This is a genomic window from Occallatibacter sp., from assembly GCF_049510455.1.
GTDB lineage: Bacteria > Acidobacteriota > Terriglobia > Terriglobales > Acidobacteriaceae > Telmatobacter.
The window spans coordinates 1-23,237 of record NZ_JBEKYX010000009.1 but is presented as its reverse complement, the minus strand read 5'-3'; the positions used below and the strand labels follow the sequence as shown (position 1 = coordinate 23,237).

The 23,237-nt window shown below is 58.4% G+C and carries 20 protein-coding genes; 9 read left to right on the top strand and 11 right to left on the bottom strand.

All coding sequences use genetic code 11. The annotated features are described in order from the left end of the window. Positions 1–42: 42 nt before the first annotated feature. The 5 genes from ABSG47_RS02985 to ABSG47_RS02965 all read right to left on the bottom strand — a co-directional run bounded on the left by ABSG47_RS02985 (position 43) and on the right by ABSG47_RS02965 (position 7,053). Positions 43–3,108 (bottom strand): protein kinase domain-containing protein, encoded by a 3,066-nt coding sequence (locus ABSG47_RS02985; protein ID WP_424166186.1) that lies wholly within the window; start codon positions 3,106–3,108, stop codon positions 43–45. A 186-nt stretch (positions 3,109–3,294) separates the two neighbouring features. Then, entirely contained in the window at positions 3,295–4,251 is a 957-nt protein-coding gene (locus ABSG47_RS02980) for a hypothetical protein (RefSeq protein WP_424166184.1), read from the bottom strand. 91 nt (positions 4,252–4,342) lie between these two features. Further along, positions 4,343–5,272, bottom strand: a complete 930-nt coding sequence (gene ftcD, locus ABSG47_RS02975; RefSeq protein ID WP_424166182.1) for a glutamate formimidoyltransferase — start codon at positions 5,270–5,272, stop codon at positions 4,343–4,345. 117 nt (positions 5,273–5,389) lie between these two features. After that, on the bottom strand, positions 5,390–6,223 hold the full coding sequence (locus ABSG47_RS02970) for an acyloxyacyl hydrolase (protein ID WP_424166180.1): 834 nt from the start codon (positions 6,221–6,223) through the stop codon (positions 5,390–5,392). 89 nt (positions 6,224–6,312) lie between these two features. After that, on the bottom strand, positions 6,313–7,053 hold the full coding sequence (locus tag ABSG47_RS02965) for a YebC/PmpR family DNA-binding transcriptional regulator (protein ID WP_424166178.1): 741 nt from the start codon (positions 7,051–7,053) through the stop codon (positions 6,313–6,315). A gap of 166 nt (positions 7,054–7,219) precedes the next feature. Between ABSG47_RS02965 and ABSG47_RS02960 the strand changes: the two genes are divergently transcribed. Continuing rightward, complete coding sequence (locus ABSG47_RS02960; protein ID WP_424166176.1) at positions 7,220–8,518, top strand: glycosyltransferase; 1,299 nt, start codon at positions 7,220–7,222, stop codon at positions 8,516–8,518. Here ABSG47_RS02960 and ABSG47_RS02955 read toward each other — a convergent pair. From ABSG47_RS02955 to mazG, 4 genes are all read right to left on the bottom strand, one after another. Continuing rightward, on the bottom strand, positions 8,494–9,477 hold the full coding sequence (locus ABSG47_RS02955; RefSeq protein ID WP_424166173.1) for a DUF2076 domain-containing protein: 984 nt from the start codon (positions 9,475–9,477) through the stop codon (positions 8,494–8,496). The genes ABSG47_RS02960 and ABSG47_RS02955 overlap by 25 nt on opposite strands. A 165-nt stretch (positions 9,478–9,642) precedes the next feature. Beyond that, the gene (gene menC / locus ABSG47_RS02950; protein WP_424166170.1) at positions 9,643–10,767 is read right to left on the bottom strand and encodes an o-succinylbenzoate synthase; all 1,125 of its coding nucleotides are present in this window, start codon (positions 10,765–10,767) and stop codon (positions 9,643–9,645) included. A gap of 15 nt (positions 10,768–10,782) precedes the next feature. Beyond that, positions 10,783–11,625, bottom strand: a complete 843-nt coding sequence (locus ABSG47_RS02945; protein WP_424166168.1) for a GNAT family N-acetyltransferase — start codon at positions 11,623–11,625, stop codon at positions 10,783–10,785. Beyond that, the gene (gene mazG / locus ABSG47_RS02940) at positions 11,622–12,575 is read right to left on the bottom strand and encodes a nucleoside triphosphate pyrophosphohydrolase (RefSeq protein WP_424166165.1); all 954 of its coding nucleotides are present in this window, start codon (positions 12,573–12,575) and stop codon (positions 11,622–11,624) included. Before mazG ends, ABSG47_RS02945 begins: the two co-directional genes overlap by 4 nt. A 99-nt stretch (positions 12,576–12,674) precedes the next feature. Here mazG and ABSG47_RS02935 point away from each other — a divergent pair, with 99 nt between their 5' ends. Continuing rightward, the gene (locus tag ABSG47_RS02935; protein ID WP_424166163.1) at positions 12,675–13,568 is read left to right on the top strand and encodes a prepilin peptidase; all 894 of its coding nucleotides are present in this window, start codon (positions 12,675–12,677) and stop codon (positions 13,566–13,568) included. On the opposite strand, the gene ABSG47_RS02930 is transcribed toward ABSG47_RS02935, so the two are convergent. Next, a complete protein-coding gene (locus ABSG47_RS02930) occupies positions 13,569–14,345 on the bottom strand; it encodes a tetratricopeptide repeat protein (protein WP_424166160.1) in 777 nt (258 codons plus the stop codon). A gap of 109 nt (positions 14,346–14,454) precedes the next feature. Between ABSG47_RS02930 and ABSG47_RS02925 the strand changes: the two genes are divergently transcribed. From ABSG47_RS02925 to ABSG47_RS02900, 6 genes are all read left to right on the top strand, one after another. Then, positions 14,455–14,892 carry an SET domain-containing protein gene (locus tag ABSG47_RS02925; protein ID WP_424166157.1) on the top strand — a complete coding sequence of 146 codons (438 nt, stop codon included), beginning with the start codon at positions 14,455–14,457 and terminating at the stop codon, positions 14,890–14,892. 125 nt (positions 14,893–15,017) lie between these two features. Next, positions 15,018–16,889: a DNA polymerase III subunit gamma/tau gene (gene dnaX, locus ABSG47_RS02920; protein WP_424166155.1), complete on the top strand. Its 1,872-nt coding sequence runs from the start codon at positions 15,018–15,020 to the stop codon at positions 16,887–16,889. A gap of 16 nt (positions 16,890–16,905) precedes the next feature. Next, a complete protein-coding gene (locus tag ABSG47_RS02915; protein WP_424166152.1) occupies positions 16,906–17,232 on the top strand; it encodes a YbaB/EbfC family nucleoid-associated protein in 327 nt (108 codons plus the stop codon). A 30-nt stretch (positions 17,233–17,262) separates the two neighbouring features. After that, positions 17,263–17,841, top strand: a complete 579-nt coding sequence (recR, locus tag ABSG47_RS02910; protein WP_424166149.1) for a recombination mediator RecR — start codon at positions 17,263–17,265, stop codon at positions 17,839–17,841. A 293-nt stretch (positions 17,842–18,134) separates the two neighbouring features. Next, positions 18,135–19,259, top strand: a complete 1,125-nt coding sequence (locus ABSG47_RS02905) for an alpha/beta fold hydrolase (protein WP_424166147.1) — start codon at positions 18,135–18,137, stop codon at positions 19,257–19,259. Positions 19,260–19,540: 281 nt separating this feature from the next. Then, a complete protein-coding gene (locus ABSG47_RS02900; protein ID WP_424166144.1) occupies positions 19,541–20,614 on the top strand; it encodes a Gfo/Idh/MocA family protein in 1,074 nt (357 codons plus the stop codon). A gap of 292 nt (positions 20,615–20,906) precedes the next feature. On the opposite strand, the gene ABSG47_RS02895 is transcribed toward ABSG47_RS02900, so the two are convergent. Next, complete coding sequence (locus ABSG47_RS02895; RefSeq protein ID WP_424166142.1) at positions 20,907–22,424, bottom strand: hypothetical protein; 1,518 nt, start codon at positions 22,422–22,424, stop codon at positions 20,907–20,909. 457 nt (positions 22,425–22,881) lie between these two features. Between ABSG47_RS02895 and ABSG47_RS02890 the strand changes: the two genes are divergently transcribed. Beyond that, positions 22,882–23,184, top strand: a complete 303-nt coding sequence (locus ABSG47_RS02890) for a hypothetical protein (RefSeq protein ID WP_424166139.1) — start codon at positions 22,882–22,884, stop codon at positions 23,182–23,184. Positions 23,185–23,237 lie beyond the last annotated feature (53 nt).

Here is a 23,237-nt window from a genome sequence, read left to right as displayed (position 1 = left end):
ATACCGAAGTTGATTTTCCTATGTAAGAACCAGGAGAGGCGGCTATTCCGAGATTTTGCCGAGGTATTTATTGAGCCAGGTGATGACAGAGTGGACGAGAACCGGGCGGTTTTCCGTCACGTCATGCGGAGTGTCCATAACTACGTGGCTTTTGTCCGCGGCAGGCGTGCCAAGCATGTTGAAGAGTGGGGTCTGCGACTGATCGAGCGGAAAGTCGTAATCGTACCTGCCGTTGACCATGAGCACGGGTTTCTTCATGCGCGGGGCGAAGTCGGCTTGGTCGCCGCCCGCGGGCGGATGCTCAATGAAGTAGCCGCCATCGAGCCAGACGACAGCTTTGAGCCGGTCCTGCAAAAGCGTGGAGACGATGACGCCGTCAGCCGCGCCCATGCTCACGCCGAGGTAAGCAAAACGGCTGGAATCAATGTCCTTGCGGGTTACGAGATAGTCGAGCGTGCGCCCCGCGTCCTTGTACCAGTTGGCGGTGAGGGCGACGGCCTGCGAACCGCCAGGCATGGAATATTTGAGACGGCGCTCGTAAGTATCCTGATAGACGGGGTAGGCGACGGCGCGGCCGCTCTGGACGACGTAATCGAAGAACTGCATGTCTCCAAGGTAGACAGAATCCGCTGGCTGAAAGTAGACGCGCGCGCTGGGAAAGAAGAGCACGGTCTGGTAGGGCGGCTTCACGCGCTTTGGCAGAAAGAGGTAGACGGCCATGCGCTCGCCGTTGTACGCCGTGCCGATGACGACTTTCTCTTCGCGCCAGTCGGCGGTTTCCTTGACGATGCCGAGGTCCTGAGGATTGAGCGGCGTCTTCGCGTAGTCGTACATGACTTTGTAGGCGCGAAAGACATCGTCACTGGAGGGCTTGTAAGCGGAGAAATCACGCAAGGTGCGGTGGAAAGGCTTGACTGCGGCATCGGGGAGCGGGCCGAGGTTGCTTACGCAACGGAAACCGGTGCCCACGGAGCGATCCAACGGCGAGAAGGCTTCAGGCTCATTTGACATGTATGCCGCAGACTGCCATGAGCCACCGAGCGCGAAGCGCAGCTTGTCGTCGACGATGTTGGCTATCCACTCGCGAACGTTGCCGGCCATATCGACGGTGCCGTAAGGACCAAGGCCCTTGAATGTGCCCACGGGGGCAACAGAAGAGCCGCCGAGATTGCTCATGGCTGCTGTGGGACCGGTGAGGTCCGGCGGTGAGGCGCGGTAATACTGGCTCAGCACGGGCAGGCTCTTGCCGGCCCACGCGGCGTAGGCTGCGGCTTCATACCAACTGACGCCGGCGACGGGATAATCGGCCCGCCCTTCCGGGTAGTGACCGGCGGTCCATGTGGCAGGACCGGGACGTCCGCTGGCATCCGTGAAATCAGCGGCCACGGCAAGGTTGTGGCCGTCCTTTTCCATCTGCGCGGGCCAATACTTTGCGTTGGAGTAACCCCCGGCATCGACGAACTGCTGATAGGCGCGATTGGTAACTTCTGTGCGGTCGATGTAGAAGGCAGGGAGCGGTGCTGGAGCAAGCCAGCCGAGAAATGCGACGTAGTCTGCGAAGTTTCCTGGCGGAACGTAGACCATGCCGACAGGCGCGGAGGCGCTGTTGGCAAGCTGGAAATGCATCGCTTCATCCGTCTGCGGAGCAAGGATGCTTTCCTGGCCGCCGGGCACGGTCAGCTTCCAGCGGAAGCGGGCTTTGGGAATGCGGATGTTTGCAAGGGGCGTGGTTCCGAGGATATTCCAGGAACTTTGCGGAAGAGTGTAATCCTGGATGGCGACTGTGGCTCCGGTGGGATCCGAGGTGACTGCAACGAGAAGCGTGTCGTTTTCTTCAATCTGTTGGAGCGCGGGATCGGATGGCAGCGCCTTCTGCGCGCGAGCGAGCAAGGCCTGTGCTTCGAGCGAATGCCAGGCGGCGAGTTCCGCCTCAATCTGTGCGGGAGCTTCAACGCGCGCCCAGTGGCGCTCGGCGACGTGACGCCAGAGACCCCATCCGCCAAGGGCCGTGGCGATAAGAATGAGCGCGAAGCCGCCAAGCATCCACTTCGGCTGTTGCCAGCGCGGACCGGGGGCAACTTCGAGGGGCGTAACGAGACGCGCGAGATCGCGGTACATCTCTTCGGCGGATTGGTAGCGCTTGCCGGGATCTTTTTCGAGCGCGCGGGTGATGATGGCGTCAGCGACGGGCGGAAGGTCGGGGCGCAACTGACGGACGTGTATCAGCGGAGATTGTGTAATGGCGTGCAGCAGGCCAACGGTGCTGTCAGAGCGAAAAGGCGTCTGGCCGGTAAGAGTTTCATAAAAGATGACGCCGAGGCTCCAGAGGTCGGTGCGGGCGTCTACAGGCGCCCCAAGAGCCTGCTCGGGCGACATGTACATGGGTGTGCCGGCGATGCCCTGGGTTTGCGTCGTGCTGAGGTCAGCCTGGAGCATGCGAGCGAGGCCGAAGTCGAGAACCTTGGCATGGCCGCGGGAGGTAATCATGATGTTGCCGGGCTTGAGGTCGCGGTGCACGACGCCTTGCGCGTGAGCCTCGCGCAGCGCATCCAGAATCTCAAGAACGATCTGCGAGGCGGTTTGGATGTCGAGCGGGCGAAGGCTGCGAAGGCGGTTTGAGAGCGTCTCGCCATGAACGAGCTCCATGACGATGTAGTCCTGGCCATCCTGCTCACCGGCGTCATAGACGGCGGCAATATGAGGATGATTGAGACGCGCCAGGGCAAGAGCTTCAACGCGGAAGCGTCGGCGAGCTTCGCTATTCGAAAGCACGCCGGGAGAGAGCATTTTGATGGCGACTTCGCGCTCGAGCTTTTCATCGCGGGCGCGATAGACAACGCCCATGCCGCCCATGCCAATCGGCTGCAGGATGGTATAGCGGCCAATGTGGCTGCCGTCGACTGGAAAATCCACCGGAGGCGCAGTGGCGTTGCGATCAAGCAGCGGGGTAGCGGAAGCGCTCTTACGCCTATCATTTTCGACAAGCAGCATTTCTACGGTCTGGCGGAGCGCAGGATCGCCCTGACAGGCGGCGGCGAGAAACTCAGCGCGCTGCTCGGGCGACATATCGACGGTCTGGCTGAAAAGCTGCTCCTCGGGTGGGCTCATTGCTTCAATGAATCTAGTGTTGGATTCGGGGCCCGTGTTGCTAAGGAATCACAGTAACACGCGGGGGAAGAGCTGAGGGAATAGGGATCTGGTATAGATAAGGGCAAAACTATAAAAGCCGTCCCAGGCGCAAAAAACCAAAGCCTCGCCGGTCGCGGCGAGGCTATAGATTCTCTACTCTCGGCCCTATCGAACCATGCTCTGGAAAAGAGAGGATTTGAGAAGGCTGGCGAAATCAGAATCGGAAGCGGAGAACGAAACAAGAAGCTTGCCCGCGCTGGAGGTGACGTTGGTATCAGCCAGAGCCACCTTTTCCGTAGTATCGCCAGTGGTCTTTTTATAAAGAACAGCAGCGTTAAGCAGCGAGGAGATGGTTGCGGCGGCAAAGCCGTCGCCTGTAACGATGGTCAGGCTGAACTTGACGCCATGAGTGAAGTCCATGCCGTACCAGGAGACCTGAAGCCGCTTGCGGACGGATTCGTAGTCAGCAACGGAGCCGGCTTCGCCCAGAACCGATTTCATCATGTTCTGCGTGCCCTGCGCGTCGAGGATGCTCCAGAGAGCTTCCGAGTCAGTGGAGCGCATGGCATCCATGAGGGTCTGGTTGGCGAGAAGACTCTGCTGATTGCCGTCGTGGGCATCCAGGGATGCCTTGATGGCGTCAATGCCGCCGAAGATCATGCTGGACTGATCGAGGAAGCAGAGCATCATGCCGGACTTGGCCATGGGGTAGATTTTGTTCGTGCGAACGAGCTGGGGCTTGACGCCGCGCTTTTTGAAGCCAGCGAGGATGGCGTCCGTATCGAATTGTCCCTGCGCAATGCCAAGGGTGACGCTTTCATCAGCATCCTTGCTGCTGCCGGCATGAAAGAGCGCAAAGGCAAGCTGATCGACATCATGGTTGTCATTGAGGCCGGACTTACGAAGCGCCTCGTCAAACTGCTTCAACTCGGGAGGCATGACGCGGTCGCGGAGCTGCATGGCAGTGTCAGAGTTCTGCATGGCGCGATAGTCAATGACGACGAGCTGGCGAACGTCGCGGGGGATGGCAGCGCGCGCGTCGGAAGAGAGCTGGGCGGCATGAGAGGTCGCAGCACACAGCGCGAGAACGAGGGCGGAGATGAGCTTAAAAGAGTTACGCAAGAGCAGGTTCCTTCTGATTCTTATTGTACCGTTCTATGAAATAAGACGCGACAGGTACTCTGGCCGCTCATCAATGCGGCTGTAGGAGGGCTTATCTGGAGCCATTTGGCCAGGGGAGCGGGTTTTCAAGGCGGCGCTCGAGGATTTTGGTGGCGGGGTCAAAGTGGCCGAGTTGACTCATCCAGTCGGAATCGTGCTCGCAGGCGGCGTTGGGAACAAGACCGATGATTTCGCCTTCCGCGAGAGCGGTTTTGTGGCGGGCGGCTAGAGCGGCAACGCGGGCGTGGACGCGCGAGATCGGCGTGACCTCGAAATCTGTAATGTTCATGGTGAGCTGGGCGCGGCCATGGACAAGGACGCCGAGGGCTTTGACGCCTTTGAGCCCGCCGGCAGAGGCGCGGATATCTTTGGCGATGGCACGGGCGATAGCGACATCGGCAGTATTGAGAAAAATGTTGTAGGCCACGAGGAACTTGCGCGCGCCCACGGCGGAGGCTCCGGCGGTGGCATGGAGCGTGGGACCGCCGACGTCGGGACGGCGCGAGGAGTCTTTGCGAACAACGTCGCGAAGTCCTTCAAACTGGCCTTTACGGACATCTTCGAGGTTGGAGCGATCCGGGCGCGAGGCCGCCGCCTCATAGAAATAGACAGGAACGCCGAAGCGTCGCCAGATTTCCATACCGGCCTGGCGAGCGAGCAAAGCGCACTGATCGAGCTTGATTTCGGAGATTGGAACGAATGGAATGACGTCGGCCGCGCCGATGCGGGGATGGACGCCCTTCTGGATGGTAAGGTCAATGAGCTCGGCAGCCTTCCCAGCTCCGCGAACGGCGGATTCGATGACGGCTGAAGGCGGGCCGGCGACGGTGACGACGGAACGGTTATGGTCGCGGTCCAAAGACCAGTCGAGGAGATGCACACCATCGACGCGCATGGCGGAGACAATAGCCTCGACCTTGCGTGAATCTGCGCCCTCAGAGAAGTTGGGAACGCATTCGATGATGGGATTCGCTTCGCTCATGTCAGAGATCAGGAGTCAGAGATCGGTTTTTGTGCCCTTTTGTTCAGCGACCGAGGGAGCTTTCTGACTCATCCGAGTTTGAGAGGTTAGAGATCTTTCCGATCTCCGACCACTGCTCTATTTCCAAAAGGTGTAACCAACCTGAACTTGGATGCTGGCGTTGACGCCGGGGTTCTTATCGCCCAGCGAGGCGGACGAGATGTGGACCGCGTTGACGCCGAAGTCGATGGAACGGCGGGAGCGCGTGAAATAGCGGAGACCGATGCCTCCCTGAGGCGAGAAATTCCAGACAGAGGTGCCGCCGGGCGTGCCGGGCGGGACGAAGAAGTCCGGAGGAAACTTGTGGGTAGTGTAGATGACGCCTGCGGCAGCCTGGAACCAGGGCTGGATGCGGCGCGAGCGGGTGAGAAAGTTCCAGCGGAAGATGACAGGCGTGATGCTGATGCCGTGATAGATTCCGCCGCCGACCTCCAGCGTGCAGGCACCGCTGGGTTCCAGTGGGACCGTAAGAGGGCAGTTGGTGTAGACCTGCTCATGCGAGGCGGGCGTGAAGGCCTGCCATAGCGGCATAATGTTGCCGGCAAAGTGAAACTGCCCACTGAAAGGACCGGCGTGGACGACGGGAGTGAGTATCTTGCCGACCTCAACGCCGCCCATAAGAAAGCGGAAGTCCTGGCGCTGATCGGCGCTGTCGTTGTCCGGAAGGCCGTTGGCATAGGAAAGGAATGGGGATATTTCCCAGGATCTCCGCGTGCTGACTTCAGCTACTGGCGATTCCGCAGGTTTAACGGGATCATCATGCAAGCCACAGCAGTAAACTGATTTGCTGGTAATTTCTGCCGCCGCACTAGAGGAGTCATTGCTCATCGTGGTCTGCGCGAAAAGCTCATGCGAGCTAATTGCAACAAAGAGCGCGGATGCACACATGGCAATCTTCAGAAATGGTTTCAACGTGGTTCTCCGCATGGTATGGACCTCAGCATCTCATGAAAAAAGCCGCCCCGGGATGCAGGCGGCCTCATTCCGGTTCTGGTAGTGGCTCAATCCGCGACCTCGACCTCATCCATGTCGAAGTTCGAATAGACGTTCTGGGTGTCATCGAAGTCTTCCAGGGCTTCAAGCAGACGGACCATGGCGTTGGCCTGCGAACCTTCGAGCTTCGTGTATGTGGAAGCGATCATGGTGACCTGACTGGCAACGGTGGCGATGCCTGCAGCCTTGACGGCTTCCGACACAGCCTCGTAAGAGGCGGGATCTGTGAGGATCTCCCAGCTGTCGCCTTCGTCGTTCAGGTCTTCGCCGCCGTACTCGAGGACGATGTTCATCAGGGTGTCTTCATCGGCCGCGAATTTTTCAATGGCGATGAGGCCCTTTTTCGAGAACATGTGCAGAACCGAACCGGTGGAACCGAGATTGCCGCCGTTCTTCGAGAACGTATGGCGGATTTCGCTGACCGTGCGGTTGCGGTTGTCGGTGAGGGTCTCAACGACGACGGCCACGCCGCCGGGTCCGTAGCCCTCGAAGGTGATTTCCTCGTAGTTGACGCCTTCAAGCTCGCCGGTGCCGCGCTGGATGGCGCGCTTGATGTTGTCGGCAGGCATGTTTTCAGCCTTGGCCGCGAGCACGGCAGTGCGAAGTCGCGGATTGCCGTCAGGATCTCCGCCGCCGCCTTTGGCGGCAATGGTGATTTCCTTAATCAGGCGAGTGAAGGTCTTGCCGCGCTTGGCATCGAGCGCGCCCTTTTTGTGTTTGATTGTCGCCCATTTCGAATGGCCGGACATGGGAAAACCTCGAGTACGTGTTGTTGATTATATGAAGCGCAGGTATGCGCCAAACCCTCTAAGTATAACAAAGGGGACAGGGACCGGGCGACGCCGGAACTGAAGGATTGCGGAATTGCGCTGTGCGATGCAATGGACGCAATGACCGGCGCGCGCTGAATCAGCCATGATAATTGAGAAATCTCAACATCGAATTCTATTTGCGAGCCTTGGCTCGCTGGGTGACCTGCATCCTGTCATTGGGATGGCGCTGGAGCTGAAGCGGCGCGGCCACATCGTTTGCATTGCCAGCACGCCGTTTTATCGCGAGAAGATCGAGGGATTCGGGCTTGGGTTCCGGCCGCTGCGGCCAGACTGGAATCCACAGGACACAACACTGATAGCGCAATGCGAAGACATGCGGCGCGGAACAGAGATTCTGCTGCGCAAGCTGGTGTTGCCGCATTTGCGCGACACGTATGACGATCTGCTGGCGGCAGCGGACGGTATGGACATGATGATTGCCGGCGAGATGGTGTACCCCGCTCCACTGGTAGCGGAAAAGCTGCGTCTGACGTGGGGCTCTGCAATTCTTTCGCCATGCACACTCTTCTCCGTCTATGACCCTCCCGTGCTGCCGAATGTGCCGGAGCTCCGGTATCTGCGCTGGATGGGGCCGGGAGCGCATCGCGTGATGCTGCGGATGAGCAGTCTGGCGATAGACCATTGGTGGAAGCCGATTCGAGAGCTACGCACGAAAGAAGGATTAGAGCCGGGGCGCAATCCGCTGTTTGCGGACAAATTTTCGCCGGAGCTGGTGCTGGCGCTGTTCTCTCACCAACTGGCCAGACCGCAGTTGGATTGGCCTGCGAATACGGTGCAGCCGGGATTTGTTCTTCATGACCAATCAAGCGCCGGTGAGGCGCTCTCAGGCGAGCTGGAAAGCTTTCTCGCAAACGGCGCACCGCCCATTGTTTTTACGCAAGGATCGACGGCGGTATACAACCCAGGGAATTTTTATGCGGAGAGCATTCAGGCTGCCAGAAAGCTGGGACAGCGAGCGTTGTTGGTAGGGGCAGATGAAACTCAGCACGTCGCGGGGCCGGACATATTTGTGACACGCTACGCGCCGTACTCAGAGGTCTTTTCGCGCTGCGCGGTGATTGTGCATCAGGGTGGCGCGGGAACAACGGGCATGGCGATGCGAACAGGAAAACCGATGCTGATTGTTCCGTATGGATGGGATCAGCCAGACCAGGCAGCACGGATCGTGAGGATGGGTGCGGGTCTCACGATTACGCGCAAACGCTATTCGGCGGAGCGAGCGGAAAAGGCGCTGAGGCGGCTACTGGAAGAGGAATCGTTTGTGCGACGGGCCGGCGCGATGCGCGATGCGATGCAGGCGGAAGATGGTAGAGCTTCCGCCTGCGATGCGATTGAGGAAGTGCTGATGCGGCAGGTCTACTGCACGTCGTTGTTGTCATAGCCGCCGCTGTCGTCCAACTGCACGTCAGAGACGCTGTTGTCGGCGGAGGCGGTGTCGTCGCTCAGGCTGTCATCGGCATAGTTGCGGTCATTGCCGCGATCATCCCCGCGGTTGTAATCGCCGGAGGTTTCATAGCTGGCATCATGAAAGCGCTCGCCGCCTTCGTGATGTTCCCCCTCGTAGCGATCGCCTCCACTGAAGTCACGATGCTCGCGTTCAGGAGAGTCGCCATAGTAATTGTTGACAACCTCTTCGGTAGGGCGTTCACCGCCACCAAACCCTCCGCCGAAGCCGCCGCCAAAACCACCACCATAGCCACCAAAGCCGGAATGCCCTCCATGAAAGAGCGATTCAATGCCTTCAATCGCCAGCGTTCCAGCAGCGACGCCCGCCGCTGTCTGCATGGCGGAACGAAGGAAGCTGGGCTGGCCGCCCATCATGCCCGCCCCCCCCATCATAGGTCCGCCCATCATGGGAGCCGCTGGAATGTACTGCGGCTGAGCCTGAACGTACTGAGGCTGCGCATATTGCGGCTGTTGAGGCGCGTACTGCACGGGCTGATACTGAGGAGCGCCTTGCGGTGATTGAGGGACGGGTTGATATTGAGCCTGCGCAGGAGCGGGCTGAGGATCGCCAAATAAGCGTCCAAGAAAGCTGGTTGGTTTCGCTGGCTGCTGCCGCTGCTGCACCTGCTGGAGCTGGTCAATCTGCTGCTCGTCTTCCTGAAGCTGCTGCTGCAAATCCTCAATCTGCTTTTCAAGATCGGCGACATGCGAGTTAGCGCGCTGGAGAGCCATGTCCTGGATGAGGGCGGTCTGCGCGAGAATGTAGAGCGCGTCAGAGTTGGCGCCAAGCTCCTTGCCCAGAAGATTCTGGGCGTCGGGATCCTTGTCCTGGAGCTGGGTCTGGTTGATGCGCTGGGTAAGCTGGGTCAGGAGTTGCTGTTCCTGGGAAGTCACTTGAAGTTTTCCTCCGGCAGACACTGACTTGCTGCACAATCTGCCTCTCCGGATTGAGACGCAGATTAGCGGCGGAAGTTGCCCTGCCGGAGATAGTGTACGCGTATCAGGAACTGGAAGTTCCCGATATGCAGGTTATAGGGGACAGGGAACAAAAAAGCCTGCCTACGCGGTGACTAAGGTGCGCACAGTCTCCTTGCGCACAGTAAGCCTTTCAATAAGGTCATAGCGAACCTCGTATCCACGCCCCGGAGTATCCGGCAGAATAATCTCACCCTGCGGAGTAACGGTCACCTCGGGCTCAATGATGTCTTCCTTCCAGTAGCGGGCCGAAGCGGATACGTCGCCGGGCAGCGAGTAATTTTCGAGTGACGAAATAGCGATATTGTGCGAGCGCCCAATGCCGGACTCCAGCATCCCTCCACACCACACCGGAACGCCGCGCTCAAGACAGGCGTTATGTACCGCGATGGCCTCAGAGAATCCACCCACGCGGCCGAGCTTGATGTTGATGATGCGGCAGGACTCATTCTCGATGGCGGCCAGAGCATCGCGGCGGTTGTTGATGGACTCATCGAGGCAGATAGGCGTGTTGAGCCTCTTCTGCAGGATGGAGTGATAGAAGAAGTCGTCGTGCCACATCGGCTGCTCGATCATCAGCAAATCGAAGACGTCCCAGGTGGCGACGTAGTCGGCATCGCGGAGCCGATAGGCGGAATTGGCGTCACAGGAAAGAGTAATACCTGGAAAGCGATTGCGGACGGCCTCAAAGACCTGCACATCCCAGCCCGGTTTGCACTTGAGCTTGATGCGCTGATAGCCGGCTGCCAGCTCTTTCTCAATGACCGCAAGCAGATCGGGAATACTCTTCTGAATGCCAAGTGAAACGCCGCAGGGGATGATGTCCCGGACGCCGCCAAGCAGTCGCGAAAGCGGGAGGCCTTCCCGCTGAGCTTCGAGATCCCAGATAGCGTTTTCAAGCGTAGCTTTGGCCATGCGGTGGCCGCGGACCAGCTTTAAAATTGTGGGAACTTCGCCGCCATGCTCCACGGTTTCTGCCGCAGCAAGCGAGGGTCCAAGCTCGTGCAGCAGAACATGCCACGCGGTATCGGTCGATTCGTAGGAAAAATGCGGATGCTCGCCGGCGGTACACTCGCCCCAGCCGGTAAGGCCTTCAGACCGGACTTCCGCAAGCAGCACCCGCCGGTCACGCGTAACGCCGAAGCTGGTTTCAAACGGACGAAGAAGGGGAATATGAAGTTCGCGGAGAACAATGCCGTCTATTTTCATGATCTGGATGAATCCTTATACAGATGGAATACGTGATTTCACTTCCGCCAGTTGCGTAAGCTCGTAGATTCCGTTCCCTTCGGCATCGCGCTCAAAGCCGATTACTGCCAGTCCGCGCGCAAAGGCCTGCTGAAACCTGCCACGGTTTTCGAGCTGAACCGCCGCGGCGCGTTCCCGATCCTTGTCCGACACCTTCCATTGGTAGATGGAAGCCGGAACGACAATGCATTCCTGAATCTTGTAGCGTTCCTCAATTCTGTACTCGGCACCGGCCTTGCCCTCAACGACGGCCATCACATGAGGCGAATCCAGATACCACTCAGCCACCAGGCGGTCCGTTGGGAGTCCACCCTGGAGACGAGATGAGGATACACCATAAAAATCTGGATAATAACGGCGAATGATGGCGCCCAGCTTGTGGATATTTAGGAAAGCGTTCTTTATCTCCAATGGATCGAAGGTCCATTCCATACGGCGAATGCCGCGGGAAAGAGCTTCCTCGCGCTGGGCGAGCTTGAGCCTGACCCCGAGGCCACGGTTGCGATATGCGGCACTGACAGCCAGCATGTGGGAATGCAGGTAGCCCTCAGGGCCTTCACTTTTCGGTTTGATCCCTGGTATTGCCAGCGCGTAACCCACGAGCGAGGTAGCATTTCCCTGATCGGGCACGCCGGGCTGCTGGGTATCAAAGGCTCCCATGACCTGTCCGCCGATCTTTTGCGCCAGCATAAAGGACCGGTTCGGAATAAGGTCTGCCGGGTCATAGCCCCAGGTATCGATCTGGAGCTGGACACAGGCTTCGAATTCCTCGCGGCCCTGGCAGGAGCGGATAAGAATGGGGTCGGCTGTCTGAGTCATGGCTCTACTTTGGCTTCAGCCAATGTTTTCTTGGCTTTAATCCAGAGTGCCTCAAGCTCCACTGAAGAAAGCTCTTCCAGGGGCTTCAAGGCAGTGCGCTCCATTTCCGCAAAGCGCTGGCGGAATCGGAGGTTACATCCGCGAAGAGCCATTTCGGCATCGACCCCGAGATGGCGGGCGAGATTGACGGCAGTAAACAGCAGATCGCCGAGCTCGGATTCGACCTTCTGCTTGTCTGGCGGGTTGGCAGCAGCCTCAGTCTCCAGCTCGGCGGTTTCCTCGGCGAGCTTCGGTAGAAGCCCGCGCCAGTCGAGCCAGTCAAAGCCGGATTTGGCAGCTTTAGAGCCGAGCTTAGCGGCTTCCGAAAGTGCGGGCTGCCCACGCTGGACTTCCTGCAATCTCGACGTTCGACCGGCCTCGGTTGCTGCCTTGCCGGCCTTTTCAGCGGCTTTAATCTCTTCCCAGTTGCGCAGAACACCCGCCGCCCCGTCCACATTCGCATCAACCACAGCCTGGTTACCGGCAGCACGAGAAGCTTCCTCGCCGAACACATGCGGATGTCGCCGGATCAGCTTGCGGTTAAGGTGGTCCAGGACTTCCGCGATAGTGAAGTGGCCGTCATTCGCAGCCATCTCCGCATAAAACAACACCTGCAGCAGCAGATCGCCAAGCTCTTCGGCAAGATGCGGAAAGTCGCGCCGCTCAATGGCGTCGAAGACCTCGTAGGTCTCTTCCAGGGTGTACTTGCGGATCGTATCGAAGGTCTGCTCGCGGTCCCAGGGGCAGCCGCCGGGCGCGCGGAGCCGAGCCATGATTTCGACAGATTGGGCGAAGAGAGCGGCAGCCTGTGACGGGTCGGATTCCGAGGCGTTCGATTTAAGGGCAGATTTCTGCGCCAGGCCACCTGGGGGCTGCGTAGGTTGGCTGCGTCCGGAATCCATCTTTTTCATTCTAACGTGCTTCGGTCAAACGGATGAAGACGAATATGCGTCACTACAACAACGGCGCAGCAAACCAGTCGCGCCGATATTTATACTCGACTCTCTGCAATGCGAATTCTGGGAACAATCTTCGCCGGTCTTTTCGGCCTGATCTTCGGAAGCTTTCTAAACGTCTGCCTCACCCGCTGGCCGGAAGGCGAAAGCGTAGTCAAGCCGCGCTCCCGCTGCCGCACCTGCGGCCGCACCCTCACATGGTGGGAAAACGTGCCGGTCATAAGCTGGCTAGCCCTCCGCGGCCGTTGCCGCACCTGCGGAGTGTCAATCAGCGCGCGCTACATATTAGTAGAACTTAGTGTAGGAGCGCTGTGGGCCTGGGTGGCGTTCCAATACCAATCGATACTTAGTCCGAATGAAGACATTTCAGGGCGATATTTTTATATTGCGGCGCTAATTGCACGACTGATTTTCTATTGGGTCATCGTAGCACTGGCTGTGCTTGACGCCGGCAATCTTTGGCTGCCCGATTGGCTTACCGTACCTGGAATTCTGGCGGGTTTCTTCTATTCTCTTTTACCTTTTTATGTCGTAGATCAACCGTTTCTCATCTGGGCCATCAGAGGAAGACCTCCAGAATTTCATTCAGTAAAAGCACTCGCAATCCGGTCGGCGATAGCGATCATCATTGCCATGCTACTAATCCTCCTCATCCGCTGGCTCTATCAACTAATCCGCCATAAAGAAGGCCTCGGCCTCGGTGACGCCAAGCTAATGGCAATGCTCGCAGCATGGCTAGGTCTACCCGGCGCGTTGCTAGCCTTCTTTATCGGCATAGTAATCGGCGCATTCGTGGCAATAGCAATGCTTGTCACGCCAAACCGCAACAAAGAATCCTGGGCCACAAGCAAACTGCCGCTGGGAACCTTCCTATGCATCGGCGGAATCATAAGCAGTCTATGGGGTCAGCAAATCATCGACGCCTACCTGCGGCTATCCGGCTTTTAGCTACTTCTGCGGCGCAGCATTCGCCACATCGGGATCTTTAAGCGATTTGCGAGCATCTTTGGCGTGCTTGTTGTCCGGATCGTAATCGAGAAGCTTCAGATAATTAGCCTTGGCCGACGTGTAGTCCTTCAGATTCCGCTGTGCCTCCGCAAGCCCCCAGTAAACATCGGGGTTTTCAGGGGCAAGGATGAGGGCCGACTGGAAGCGCGAAAGCGCGGCATGCCAGTTCTTTGTGCTTAGGTAGTAGTTGCCAACGTCCACGTCTTCCTTGGCGGTTTCCTTGTGCTCGGGCGGCTGGGGAGCTGCATTGCGTCCGCGGCGGCGTTTGCCCTGATCGGTGTCCGCTGTGGCCGTATCTTCATCCGGCGGATCAAGGGCGCGGGCGAGACCGGCAAGGCTGCTGGAGCTGGAGGCATCTCCAGTCGAGGCGGGTCCCTCAGCTACCGGGTCTTCGGGCGAGCGGACAGGATCGGCGTCTTCACCGGGAAGCACGGGCGGCGGCATAAAAGAAGCCGAGGCGGAGCCGGACGAGGACCCCGGCGCGGAATTGGACGCATTCCCCGCAGGATTAATGCCGTTCGACGGCACAACGGGGACGCTGTTCGTGTCCACAGGGAAATCGTTGTTGTTGGCGGGCTTTGGAGACTGCTGCGCGGGAGCTGGCTGCTGCTGGGCAGCAATGCCCCTCCCTTCAGCCAAGAGCAAGAGCCCAGCCGCAATGAAAGAGGCACGGAACCCAAAGGCGAAAACGGCGCGATGTGTATGCCGCTGATTCATGACAACTGCAACTGCTCCTTTACAACCAGCCAATCAATGTTAGGATGCGGTCCATACGGTCCAATCTGAACCGGAAAAATCATCTCTAAGGAAAGCATCGCACAACCGCATGGCACTTATCGTCCGCTCATCCGCAATTCACGCCGCCGGCTGCTATACAACCACCCGTATTGGCAGGGGCCGGCGCATCGCCGAATACACCGGCCCACGCATCAGCAAAGACGAGGCGGACGAGATGTATCAGGACGCGCCCCTCACCTATCTATTTGGACTCGGAAACGGCGATCTGGTTATAGATGGCCATTGCACGGCCATGTTCATCAACCACAGCTGTGAGCCCAATTGCGAGACTGAAGTAGTGCGGGGCCGCGTGTGGATCAAGGCCATCAAGGAGATAGCAGCGGGGACTGAGATTACCTACGACTACCACCTCTACGACGGCGACGACGACGAGCAGATTTGCAACTGCGGTACGGCAAAGTGCAAGGGGACCATGTTTTCCGTGGACGAAGTGAAAAAGCGGAAAAAAGCCAGGAAGAGCGACTGAGGGACTTGAAACCAAGAGACTCTACGCAGATCCTGTGCCGCACTCGGCATGACCGCGATCATGTGAAAAATTCGTCAGGGCCGGAACGATACAATCGCTTGAGAACGTGACGGGGAGCAAGTGCGATGGGGTATCAGGTTCTGGCCAGGAAGTATCGTCCGCAGCGGTTCGCCGATGTGGCGGGTCAGGACCACGTAACGCGGACGCTTCTGAATGCGCTCAGCCAGGGCCGCATCGCTCATGGGTACATCTTCAGCGGGCATCGCGGAATCGGCAAAACAACCATCGCCAGAATCCTAGCCTGTGCGCTGAACTGCCGCAGTGAAATCGGCAGTCCCGACCGCCCTACACCGGAGCCATGCGCCACCTGCGACTCTTGCATAGAGATCCGTCAAGGCAATGCGGTAGACGTCATCGAAATCGACGCGGCCACCAATCGTGGCATCGATGAAATTCGCGAACTCCGCGACGCCGCCCGTTACTCACCCGCCCGCGACAAGTACAAAATCTACATCCTTGACGAAGCCCACCAGATTACGGATGCCGCATTTAACGCGCTGCTGAAGACGCTGGAAGAGCCGCCGTCTCATGTCGTCTTCATGATGGCGACCACAGAGCCCGAGAATATCCCGCAGACCATCCGCTCGCGGTGCCAGCATTTCAGCTTCCATGCGGTGAAATTTGAGGACATTCTCGCGCAACTCAAGAGCATCGCCATCGCCGAAAGTGTGGATGCCGAAGAAGCAGCCCTTGCGCTGCTGGCCGAGGCCGGCGACGGTTCCATGCGCGATGCGCTTTCGATCATGGACCAGGCCATTGCATCGGCTCCCGTAGAAAGTGGAAAGCCTAGGCTGGCCACTGAGCAGATTCGCGACCTCATGGGATCGGTGCCGAACGCAGTCTTTGAGCGCCTGCTGGAAGCGGTCTCCGAAGGTCAAGCCGCAACGCTCATGGAGCAACTGCACGTTCTGCTGAATGCCGGCCACAGTCCGCTCTCGCTGGCGCGGCAAATGGTCCGCTACCTGCGCAATGCGCTGATGGCAAAGCTCGGAGGCGCGGAGACGGAGCTGCTGCAGATTTCAGCCGATGAACGAGCGCGGGCAGCGCGGACAGCGGCTCTATTTACAGAAGAAGAGATTACGCGCAATCTGCAGATTGTGCTGCGGACCTTTGATGATTTGAATTTCCGGCAAGAGCAGCGTTTTCACCTGGAGTTGGGACTGCTGAAGCTGGTACATGCGCAGAGACTGCTGCCGCTGGAAGAATTTCTAAGCGGCGTAGCAGCGGGCGTGCCAATAAAAGGCTCCGCGCCCAGTTCTCCGGCCAGGTCTGCCGCAAAGCCTACAACTGCGGGAACAACTGCCAGTTCTGCTGCGCCTCCGAGTACCGCCCCCTCCCTTTCTCCGTTTGGCGGAGGTGGAAACTGGGGCAGCGCACCGGCGATAAAGCAGAGCAGCACAGTTGCCGTAACGGCTCCCAAAGAACCTGCGACCCAGCCCGCAAAAGCCCCGATGCCATTTCTGGTGGGTGCGGCAGTTCCAGAAGAAGCAGTGGAAGAAGCTCCTGCTCCGGCAGCACGGCCAGAAGCAATTCCGACAACTGGAGACGCGCCGAGTGCCGACGCGCTACGCAACGCGGTAGTGCAAGCGCTGGCCAGTGGCGGGCATCACTCGGCAGCCACGCTGCTGGGCGCGGCAAACTGGATTCTCGACGTGGGAAATCTGCGCATTGAAGCCGCGGGGCTGGGCAAGAAGATGCTGGCGCTGACGGTGAATCAGGCAGCGGAGAAGATTATTCGCGCAGAGCTGCAGAGGCTGGGCGGTCCGGCCCGGTTTATGGTGGTGCCAGGCGAAGGCGGAGCCACCGGAGCGCCGGTATCAGCCACGCCGCTCGCCGGAAGCATCCAGGAAGAGGCGTTAAATCATCCGCTGGTGCAGAAGGCGAAGGAGATCTTCAACGCCGAGGTTCGCAGCGTGGTGGATTTGCGGACCAGGTAGGTAGGGAGTAATTGCCATGATGAATCCGCTGAAGATGGCCGAGATGCTGTCGCAGGCCAGCAAGATGAAAGACGAGATGCAGCACAAGCTGGAGCAGATCGTCGTAGAGGGTTCAAGCGGCGGCGGCGCAGTCACGGCTTCGATGAACGGCAAGAAGCAGTTGCTCAAACTCCGGATTGATCCCGCGGCTGTCGTGAGCCTGAGCGGGGCGAATGCGGATGTGGAGATGCTCGAAGATCTGGTAGTGGCAGCGGTGAATGACGCGGGACGGCGCGCCGAGGATGCCATGCAGGCAAGCGCAAAGAGTCTGCTGGGCGGGCTGAATATACCGGGATTGGGATAGGGGCGCGGCGTGTCACGTTACGCGGAGCCCATGGCGAGGCTCATTGAAGAACTGAAAAAGCTGCCCGGCGTGGGCACCAAGAGCGCGCAGCGCTTCGCCTTTCATATTCTGCGCGGCTCGGACGCGGACGCCAAGGCGCTGGCCGAAGCCGTCGAGGCGCTGAAGAACAGCTTGCGCCTCTGCTCCATCTGTAACAACGTGACGGATGTGGACCCATGCGTGTATTGCGCAAGTCCCGCGCGAAACCAGCGGCTGGTCTGCGTGGTAGAAGAGCCAACCAGCATTGCAGCCATCGAGCGCACCCGCGGGTACATGGGCGTCTATCACGTCCTCCACGGAACGCTGTCACCGCTCCACGGCGTAGGGCCCGATCAACTGCGGGCCGCAGGCCTGGTCAAGCGCGTCGAAGCCGGCGAAATCGACGAGGTAATCCTGGCAACCAGCCCAACCCTTGAAGGCGAAGCGACAGCAACATGGCTGGCCAGTGCTCTGAAAATCACACCAGTCCGAATCACCCGCATCGCCACAGGAGTTCCCGCAGGCAGCGACATCGAATATGCCGACGAAGTAACAATGGCCCGCGCAATGGAAGGCCGGCGCGAGCTGTAAAAACCTGCTCTCCGATCCTGCACGGACAACACCCCTTCCACCGGCCACAGATCCCAACCAATCAAAAATTCGTCATCTTTTGCTTTTTGTAAGTTCCATCACAACCCACGAATGCCTTGATCTGTTTCTTTGACCATGCACGCGTTCTCAGAACGCGGTGTCACAGGAGCCTATGCACCCGATTGTTGGATCGGATCGTCAGCTCTCGGTTCTTGTGAGATCAACCCTTGGAAAATCTGGACTCATAGCAGCCCGGCATTCCCTCGGTCGCGAAATCGGCATATTCTCTCAATATGCGCCGTCTCATTTTCCTGCTCGCCTTTTCAGTCAGTGTCCTGGCCTTTTGCCAATCTCCCGCCCATGCAGCGGTGCAGATGCCCGAGCGCCACGAATTTGTTCTGCACAATTTCAAGACGGAGTCCGGCGTCGTTTTGCCGGAGGCCCACATCGTCTACGGCACAACCGGGACGCTCAATGCCGATCGCTCCAATGCTGTTCTGCTTCCCTCGCACTACATGGCGAACATGAATGGCTATCAGTTCCTGGTAAAGTCGGCCGCCTACCCGGAAGGCGCGCTCGATCCCGCCAAATTATTTCTCATCACTACCGAACTCTTCGGCAATGGGCGCAGCTCGTCCCCGTCAAACACGCCCCCGCCGTTCGATGGGCCGCGCTTCCCGGTCATGACCATCCGCGATAACGTTAACGCCGTGTACCAACTCCTCACGGAGCAACTGCACATTCAGCACATGCGTGCAGTCATTGGCTTCTCCATGGGCGCACAGCAGGCCTTTCAGTGGGCGGTCAGCTATCCCACATTCATGGACAAGGCCGTTGCGACGAGCGGGACCGCCAAGACCTACGGCCACGGAATCGTCCGGCTGGAAGGCCAGATAGCCGCTTTGACCGCTGACCCCGCCTTTATGAACGGTGACTACAAAACCGAGCCTGCAAAGGGACTGGAGGCTTTCGGCATGGTGTGGGCGGGCTGGCTCTACTCGCAGGAGTGGTGGCGCAAGGAACTCTGGCGTACCGACTCAGAGCCCGGTACCACCTTCGAGCAATATATGTTCAGCTTCCGCAAGGGATTCAGTGCGGACGCGAACAACTACATCCTCCAGGCGCGCACCTGGGAGTCAAACAATGTCGGCAACACCACATTCGCCGACGGAAAGCCCACCAACTTCAATGGCGACGTGGAGAAAGCACTCCAGTCAATCAAGGTTCCGTTTCTCTACATGCCCTCGGCGACTGACCTGTACTTCCCGTTGGAAGACGCGCAGTATGAAGCGGCGTTCATACCGCACGGCACCCTGATGCCGATTCCGTCGCTGTGGGGGCATCCCGCCGGCGCAGGGGCCAGCCCCGCCGACAAGAAGTTCCTCAATGAGAAGATCGCCTCCTTTCTGAGTAACTGAGTGTCGCTGCGATTGCTCTTCGGCCACTTCATCCAGGCCGGAGAGCAGTAGCTGCCGGATAAGGTTTGCGAACGCGGCTTAACGGAAGCGATCCACCGCTTATAGGAATGGCTTTTCTTCTACAACTGACCAACAGCATTGAGTGTCCTTTTTGACAACTTTGACTGTGCCTCGATCATTTCTATGGCCGTCTCGCCGTCCATCGCGATACGATGGCTGTGCTTGCCGCTCTCTCCTTGAGGCCGCGCATCCTATTTCCCTTTCAGGATTGAGACACTAATATGCTGCGTTCTGTCCGCCTGCTGTTCACTGCAACTGTGCTGATCTTCGCGGGAACCGTTTCTCTCCTCGCGCAAACTGCTTCCGAAACTCCTATCCGTGTTGCCATCGTCGGCCTTACGCACGGCCATGTAAGTGGTTTTTTGCACAATCTTCCCACCAGTTCCAGCGCCAGGCTTGTCGCAATCGTTGAGCCAAACCAGCAGTTGGCCGAGCAGTACCGCAGCCATTACAAACTCGATCCGGCGCTCTTCTATACAGATGAAGAGACGATGATCGACAAGCTGCACCCGGACGCGGTTCTTGCCTATGGCACCATCGCGGAGCACCGGCAGGTCATCGAGATTGCGGCAAAGCATGGCGTGAACAGCATGGTTGAAAAGCCTCTGGCCACCACCGTTGAAGACGCCATTGCCATTCGCAAGGCCGCGCAGGAAAATCACGTGCAGGTCCTGGTGAACTACGAGACCACCTGGTACAACTCAAACGCTGAGGCCCTCCGGGAGGTCCACGCAGGCAAGCTCGGCACAGTCCGCAAGATTCTCGTGCGTGACGGCCATGAAGGCCCGAAAGAGATCGGCGTAGGCCCCGAGTGGCTGCCCTGGCTCACCGATCCCAAGCAGAACGGTGCAGGCGCTCTATTCGACTTCGGCTGCTACGGCGCAGATCTCGCCACCGTCATCAGCAAAGGAGCAACACCCCTGAGCGTTACGGCCTTTGCCCAGACGCACAAGCCGGAGATCTATACCAGAACCGAAGACGACGCCACAGTCATCGTCGCCTATCCCGGCATGCAAGCCATCCTCATGCCTAGCTGGGACTGGAGCTTTGCCGTCAAGAATATGGAAGTCTATGGCAACGAGGGTACGCTGTTCACCGTCGGCTCCAATGACATCGTCACCCGTTATAAAGGGCAAAGAGTAGAATCGGCCATCTATCCCGCACCGCCGCTCAAGCAGAACGAAAGCAACTCACTCGACTACCTCGCCGCAGTACTGCACCACGAGATCGATCCCAAGGGAGACCTGTCCTCACTGGAGACAAACATGATCGTTGTGCACAAGGTAAAACAGTGACTCTCAAGCCATTGCCGTAAGAGCGTCGAACGACCAATGCACTCAGCAGCGCCGGATAAGTAACCGATTTGCCGGCGCGTCGAAAATGAGTGCCAAGTCACGAGAAGAGCGTTTACCGTTACCTATCCACCGTCTTTGCATGTACACATAGACAGTTGATCGTTTATGAGAGGGTCTTGCCGCAACGGACAATCGCTTGGAACGATTGCCTGTGCCTTATAGGCAGCCCACCGCGCCCGCCATCTGGAACGAAGATATCGGCGTCGATGAAACCTGTCAGCATCTACTCGCCCTATTTCCCGGGGTCATATCCCGGAATCCTACACACCCCGGTCTTGGGCGGTGCAGGTATCGGCTTGCCCTTCACGTTGATGAAGCAGAATTCCCGGCTCCGCGATTCACACGCCGCCATGTAACTTTGCGCCCTCCCTTCTGTTTCCATCAGATCGGCCAGCATTTCCCGTGCAGGTTTCTCCGCCGGCCCATACTCCATTGGCACTGAGCCCCACGGTATGCCTGCGACATATGATTCGCAGCAGTAGAACCTGTACCCCGTCTTCGCGCTGATCTGGGCGCTCATCTGGTTGGCCAGATCGCTGATCGCTGCCTTCTGCGCTCGCAACGCCACAGTTGTCTCCATGTAAGGCACAGGATGAATCACCGCACCCTGCTCGTCATGGGTCGCCGTCGGCACTAACACAAACATCGTGAACTTCGTTCGCACCACCTTCTCCACCGTGAATTCGTACGGCTGCTGCTGGTTCACCTGTACCGCAACTGCTTTCAGCACCGCCTCGACATCCGCCGCGCTGCCGTCTGGATTCGTCGCGAAATCCACCTGTACTTTCGCCGGCTTGGAAGCAAACGCCCGCCTGTCCGGCTCTGGATGCTGGGCTACAAATTTCGGATCGGTAACATCCAGCAGGTCGCCGAGAAACATCTGGAACGGCCGCTCCGAACTCACCGGCACACCCAGGCATTTTTCCACCGTCTCCGCCACATCCTCCATCGGGCTGCTTCCGCGTGCAACCAGCGTTGCTGTACCGTCATGCCACTCAATCGACCCAGACTCAGCCAACAAATCCAGGTTCGGATTGAAGTTGGTCCGCTTCGGAGGCGCCAGAGCATCCGTATAATCCGGCGGCACATTGAACAGCGCCGCGTCCGGCTCTTCAACGCGCAGATTCAGTACCTTGTCCCACTCTTCGCGCCCATCCTCATAGCGTGTAACGCTCGAAAGCGTAATCCCAAGCTCGGCCGAAGACCATATCTCAGTAACGCTCGACTTCGTCGGAGCATCGCCACTCCGCATGACGCGACACCCCATCGCCGCGACTCCCAGCAGCGTGTTCGTGCCCAGGTCCTCGTAGCGCACCGGCCCCATCGTCATCCGCGCCTTCTGCACCGCTACCAGCTTCGGGCAATCCAGCACCGGGTGCCGCTGGTAGTTCTTCACCTCCGGAGGAATGGGAAAACTCACATAGGTCCTCGCCACAACATTCAGGTCAGTCTGCTGCATTTTCACCGGATCCAGCACCCTCACCGTCGCCAGATGCACGCCTGTGCCGTCTGAATTCTCCTTCGCGTCGATCTGCTCTCGCAGTCGACCCGCGCTGTCCCGCATCAGTACGGAGACCAGATCTTCCGTCCTCCACTGGCTCTTGCCATCTGCCCTGACCGTGCGCCGTGTTCGCTCGGCGATATACGGCTTATCACGCAGTACCGGAGCCATTGCGTAAAAGCCGATCGTCTGCCCGATCGCCACACCATGTAGCAGCGCAAAAACCAGAAGCGGATTCCAGCGTCTCATCCCATCGCCTCCTGTCTATTTGCTATTTTCTACTCCCACAGCAAGCAAAGTCACCACAAATTACCGGCTTCTGGGCACAATTACCGTAGCACAGCCCAGCCGCCGATCTCAGCTCCGCGTCAAGGTCGATAGCTCCATTCCTTTGCCGGGGCCAACTATGCTCAACGTCGGTCGGCCGTATCTCCTCAGCATTAGTACCGGGAAGTCGGCTTAGCCTCGTTCAATGTCCCATTTCCATGGCAGTCGCGAGCATCTGGAAATCTTGTCAAGCCCTTTTCTGAAAAATATTTTCTAAATCGCTCATTCTAAAAGGCAAAAAACTTCGCGCACTTTGCACATTATTTATTCGAATCTGCCATACTGATTACAGGTAGAAAAAAATCAAGGCCTGAATCCCATCCGGATTCGGGCCTTTTGCTTTTCTAGCCACTAACCACTGCCTTTCAGGAGCCTTTCCATGCGCAACTTGACAGTCAAAATCCCGGACGATGTATATCAGGCAGCTCGCCTCTACTCCGCAAGAAACAAAACCTCCATCGCCACCGTTTTCGCGGAATTCCTCGGCATCCTGCACAACGCCCACAGGATCGCTCCCATCTTCCTCCGAGAGGAATCCCCGGAGTTCTATCGCGAGATGCTGAAGAACCACCCCGCCTGTTCAGACCGCCTCCCCTACGTCCTCTGGCAGTCGATCCTGGCCGTCCGCGAATTTATCCGCGCCAGCCGGTCGCCATCGAAAACCGAGGGGACGGAAGCATGACAATCGGACAGCGGAAAGCAGGCTGTGCAGTTGCACAGTCCCGGAATGAGGAT